Below are 4,893 nucleotides of genomic sequence, written 5' to 3' on the forward strand. Positions count from 1 at the left end.
GTCGGCCCGGGTACGGGCCCGGCGTCAGCGCTGGGCCGTCGTGCCCGCCTCCCGACGCCGTGCCGAGGCGCGCACCGCCGCGACGAGCGTCAGCAGCAGGGTCACCACGGAGATACCGGTGATGACCCAGAGGCCGGAGTGGTAGCTGGACAGGGTGGCGTCCGACTCCACCTCGTGGTGCCCGACCGACATCGTGGCGGTGACGATGGCCAGCACCACGGCCGCGCCCACCTGGTAGCCCGTCTGGAGCACACCGGCCGCCAGCCCCTGTTCCTCCTCGGCCACCCCGGTCGTCGCCTGGACGTTGGCGGCGGGGAAGGAGAACGGGAACGCGATGCCGATCAGCACGACGCTGGGCAGGATCACCCACCAGTACGAGGACGACTCGTCGATCCGCAGGAAGAGCAGGTACGACGCGGTGTAGGCGACGAACCCCGCGAAGATCATCCAGTGCACGCCGAACCGGGCGATCAGCTTTCCGGCCTGGGGCGCGATCGTCATGATCAGCAGACCGACCGGCAGGAAGGCCAGCGCCATCTCCATCGGCGACCAGTCGCGCAGCGACTGGAGGTAGAGGCCGCCGATGAACTGGAAGCTCATATAGGTGCCGAGGATCGCCGCGGCGACCAGGCTGGCCCCCACCAGGGCGCGGTTGCGCAGCAGACCCAGCCGGAGCAGGGGCTGGGCGGCCCGGCGCTCGATGGCCACGAAGGCGGCGAGGAGGACCACCGCGGCGAGGAAGGTGACCAGGGTGATGGGAGCGGTCCAGCCCTCCTCGGGCGCCGCGACGATGCTGTACACCAGCAGCAGCATCGCGGCGGTGACCGTGATGGCTCCGGCGACGTCGAACGTGGCCCCGCCCCGGTCCGCCGTGGAGTCACGCGGAACCAGCGCCACCGCGCCGAGGAAGGCGACGAGCGCGACGACCACCGGGAGCAGGAAGGTCCAGCGCCAGCTGATCTCGGTCAGCGCGCCACCGACGATGACCCCGGTGGAGTAGCCGACCGCGCCACAGGCGGTGTAGATGCCCACCGCGCGGTTGCGCTGCGGGCCCTCGGGAAAGTTGGTGATGATGATGGACAGTCCGGCGGGGGCGGTGAACGCGGCCCCGACACCCATGACGAACCGGGCGGCGATCACCACGATGCCCTCGTCGGTCACCCCGCCGGCGAGCGATCCGACGGCGAAGATCGCCACACCCACCAGGAAGACGCGGCGGCGGCCGATCAGGTCCGCCATGCGCCCGCCCAGCAGCAGGAAGCCGCCGAAGCCGAGGACGTAGGAGCTCACGACCCACTGCACGGACCCGGTGCTCATCCCGAGGTCGGCCTGGATCGGCGGAACCGCGATACCGACCATGATGTTGTCCAGGGCGTCCAGGAAGAAGGCCGCGCAGACGCTGATGAGCAGGCCCCACTGCCGGAAGCCCCAGGACCCTGTTCCGTCCGCCTTTCCTCCACCCTTGGGCGCGGTACCGACTTCTGTTTCGCTGGTAGTTGCCATGAACTGTCCTCATCCTGTCAATAGCCGGTCATGAGTGCCCGATACCGGCGGCGCGGCCGATGAACGGGAGGTCCGCTCTGTGTCATCGACCGCGTAACGGTGTCCGGGTTATCCCTTGAGCCCAAGAGGGAAGGGCGCCTGAGGCTTTCCGCCGAGAAGATGAGCTCCGGCCGACTGCACGATCTGCTCCTGGGCGAGAATGTGCTGGCACATCGTGTGCAGATCGCGCAGCCAGCGGTCGAGCGGAGAGGTCCGGTAGATCGAGGCCGTTCCGACGAGGTCGGAGAGGCGCTGGACCACCGAACGGGCCGTCTGGAAGGCGTTGACCCGGGCCAGCGCGGTGGAGATCTGCTGCTCCGGTGTCGGTGCCACCCCCGCCTCCAGACGGTTCCAGAGGTCGTGCAGGGTGCCGTACACCGCGTAGCGGGCCGCGCCGAGTTCCATCTCCGCCTGGCCTATGGCCGTCTGGACGCGATAGCTGTCCGACCACGCGGTGCCGGTGTTCCGCTCGATACGGTCGACCGCCAGCTCCCGCACATGGTCCAGCGCGGCGCGGGCCACGCCCAGCGGCACCCCGGGCACATTGGCCAGGAAGGCGTCCGGCGCGGAGAGCGGTCCACCCCCGCGTGGCGCGGTGAAGTCGAACGAGCGCTCCTCGGGGATGAACAGGTCCGTGGCCTGGTAGTCGGTGCTCCCACTGCCGGAGAGACCGGTGGTGTACCAGGTGTCCACCAGCTCGATCTCGTCCCGGTGGGCCAGGATGAGCCGCCAGTTCACCGGGGCGCCGTCCACGCCGGGCTCCGGCTCGCCGCCCGAGTGGACGACGCATCCGCCGACGACCCAGTCGGCATGGGTGATCCCGCTTCCGAACGGCCAGCGTCCGTTGACCCGGTAGCCCCCTGCCACGCGATCGGCCCGGCCGACCGGGAAGATCAGGCCCGCGGTGATCGCGTCCGGGTTGACCAGCATCTCCTGGAGCACCGACTCGTCCAGATAGCGGGCGTAGATCCAGGTGTCCATGCCGATCATGGCGCACCAGCCGGCCGCGGAGTCACCGTAGGAGAGCGCCTCGATCACCTCCGTCTGCTCGGCGAAGGTGAGTTCGGGCCCTCCCCACGCCCTCGTCATCCCGATCCGGAAGACACCGGTGTCGCGCACCAGCGCGGCGATGTCGTCGGGAAGGCGCCGGGTCCGCTCGATCTCCTCCGAGCGCGCCCGCAGCAGTGGGGCGGCCGCCCGCGCCCGGGCCAGAATCTCGGCCGCGGTGAGATCCGCGGTGAGAGTGCCGGAGAGGTCCGCGGAAAGAGAAGAATGGGCACCGTCCACGGCCGTATGCAGAGTTTCCGAAACCGTCATTGAAACCCTCCTGTGCTTGCCTGCTTGTCTGGTGGGGGCGCGATGACAGAACACCCGCTCATACGCATCAGGTAGTCCGTCCCGGGAATCGGAGCATTCGTAAGGTGTCCGGTCCTGCGCCGCTCTCACGCTAGGGACGGTGGACTCTCGTCTCTCGCGTGAACGCGCACGCGATTTGGCACATCCGCACACACCGAACAAGCTAACCAGCTAATTGGACGTTAGCGGTTATACGATTGGCCCTGCAACCACTCACTTATGCTTGATGAGTGAGGAGTGGATGAAGGATGACCGATGACTGAGTTCGACCCGCGGCCGTTCGTCGGCGAGCCCCTCGCCCTCGACCTGCTGAACACCCTCTGGAAGGAGGAGGGACGGCAGAAGGACCTGCTGGACTCGCCCGCCGGTCTGCGTGCCTGGCTGACCACCCATCACATGGCCGACCGTTTCCGCGCCGACCGCGAGGCCCTGGAGGCCGCCCGCGCCGCCCGTACCGCCCTGGCCGCCGCCATCGGCCACCCCGGCTCCGCCGACGCGGCCCGGCAGGTCGGCGACATCCTGGCGCACGGCAGGGTCAGGCTCACCCTCACCACCCAAGGGCCGGGTGAGGAGGCCGAGTTCGCGCGTCCTGCCTGGGGGCCCGCGTGGACCGCCGCCCGTGACTACCTCCGGCTGCTGGCCACGGCGCCCGACCGGATCCGGGTCTGCGCACAGCCGGACTGCATCCGGTACTTCCTGGACACCTCTCGCAACGGCACCCGCCGCTGGTGTTCCATGGCCGAGTGCGGCAACCGCGCCAAGGCGGCACGGCACTACTCACGGAACCGGCACACCTGCGTCTGAACCCATGACGGCGGAGTGACGGCCCGATGGCGCGCCACAGGGAACACTCACACCGGAGGGGTATCCATGGACACGCGCATCCGCCACCACACCGTCGAGGTGCACGGGCTCGACGTCTTCTACCGCGAGGCCGGCGCGCCCGACGCCCCGGTGCTGCTCCTGCTGCATGGATTTCCGGCCAGCTCGCGCATGTACCGCGACCTCATGGGCCGACTGGCCGGGACGTACCGGGTCATCGCGCCGGACCACATCGGCTTCGGCCACTCCGCGCGGCCCGCCCCCGACGCGTTCGACTACACCTTCGACACCCTGGCCGCCGTCACGGACGCGTTCACCGAACGGCTGGGACTGGCGCGCTTCGCGCTCTACGTGCAGGACTACGGCGCCCCCATCGGCTGGCGGATCGCCTCGGCCCACCCCGAGCGGATCACCGCGATCGTCACCCAGAACGGCAACGCCTACCGGGAGGGCCTGCTGCCGGGGTTCTGGGCCCCGGTCCACGACTACATCGCCGACGAGAACCCGACCACGGAGGCCGCGGTGCTCCAGGCGATGGCCCCGGACGCGATCCGGTGGCAGTACACCCACGGGGTGACCGACCAGAGCCTGCTGGATCCGGACGCCTGGCACCTCGACTCGGCCGCGCTGGCGCGCCCGGGAGCCACCGCGATCCAGCTCCGGATCATCCGTGACTACGGCGCCAACCTGGAGGCGTATCCGCGCTTCCACGCGTACTTCCGACGCAGCCAGGTCCCGTTGCTCGCCGTCTGGGGAGCCCATGACGAGGTCTTCGGGCCGGAGGGGGCCCGCGCGTTCCGGCGCGATCTGCCCGAGGCGGAGATCCATCTGCTGCCCACCGGACACTTCGCGCTGGAGACCCACGGCGCCGAGATCGCCGGGCTGGTGGGGGAGTTCCTGAGCCGCTCCCTGCCGGTCGATCTCTCGTCGGCGCGCGTGGGCTGACCGGCGGGTCCCCGCCCGGGCTCGGGTGCGGGCGCGGCTGACCGGCGGGTCTCCGCCCGGCGCGCGGGCGGGCTGACCGGGTCTCCGCCCGCGCCTGGGTACGGGCCGACCAGTGGGTCTCCGCTCGGGGCTGGGTACGGGCCGACCGGGGGGTCCCCGGCCGGGCCCCGTGGCCGGTCGTTCCCTCTCGCCGGTCCCGCCTGGGGGCATCACCCGTGCCCGACACGG

The 4,893-nt window shown here is 70.3% G+C and carries 4 protein-coding genes; 2 read left to right on the top strand and 2 right to left on the bottom strand.

What is annotated here, in order from left to right:
* Window positions 1–24: 24 nt before the first annotated feature.
* Window positions 25–1,503 (bottom strand): MFS transporter, encoded by a 1,479-nt coding sequence (locus tag ACFVIM_RS32890; RefSeq protein ID WP_384309367.1) that lies wholly within the window; start codon window positions 1,501–1,503, stop codon window positions 25–27.
* Between the two features lie 108 nt (window positions 1,504–1,611).
* On the bottom strand, window positions 1,612–2,859 hold the full coding sequence (locus ACFVIM_RS32895; protein ID WP_384309370.1) for an acyl-CoA dehydrogenase family protein: 1,248 nt from the start codon (window positions 2,857–2,859) through the stop codon (window positions 1,612–1,614).
* 294 nt (window positions 2,860–3,153) lie between these two features.
* Here ACFVIM_RS32895 and ACFVIM_RS32900 point away from each other — a divergent pair, with 294 nt between their 5' ends.
* Together ACFVIM_RS32900 and ACFVIM_RS32905 are read left to right on the top strand one after the other, a co-directional pair.
* On the top strand, window positions 3,154–3,702 hold the full coding sequence (locus ACFVIM_RS32900; RefSeq protein ID WP_384309373.1) for a CGNR zinc finger domain-containing protein: 549 nt from the start codon (window positions 3,154–3,156) through the stop codon (window positions 3,700–3,702).
* Between the two features lie 66 nt (window positions 3,703–3,768).
* Complete coding sequence (locus ACFVIM_RS32905) at window positions 3,769–4,665, top strand: alpha/beta fold hydrolase (protein WP_384309376.1); 897 nt, start codon at window positions 3,769–3,771, stop codon at window positions 4,663–4,665.
* Window positions 4,666–4,893 lie beyond the last annotated feature (228 nt).

Origin of the sequence: Streptomyces sp. NPDC057638 (genome assembly GCF_042800315.1) — a bacterium.
GTDB lineage: Bacteria > Actinomycetota > Actinomycetes > Streptomycetales > Streptomycetaceae > Streptomyces.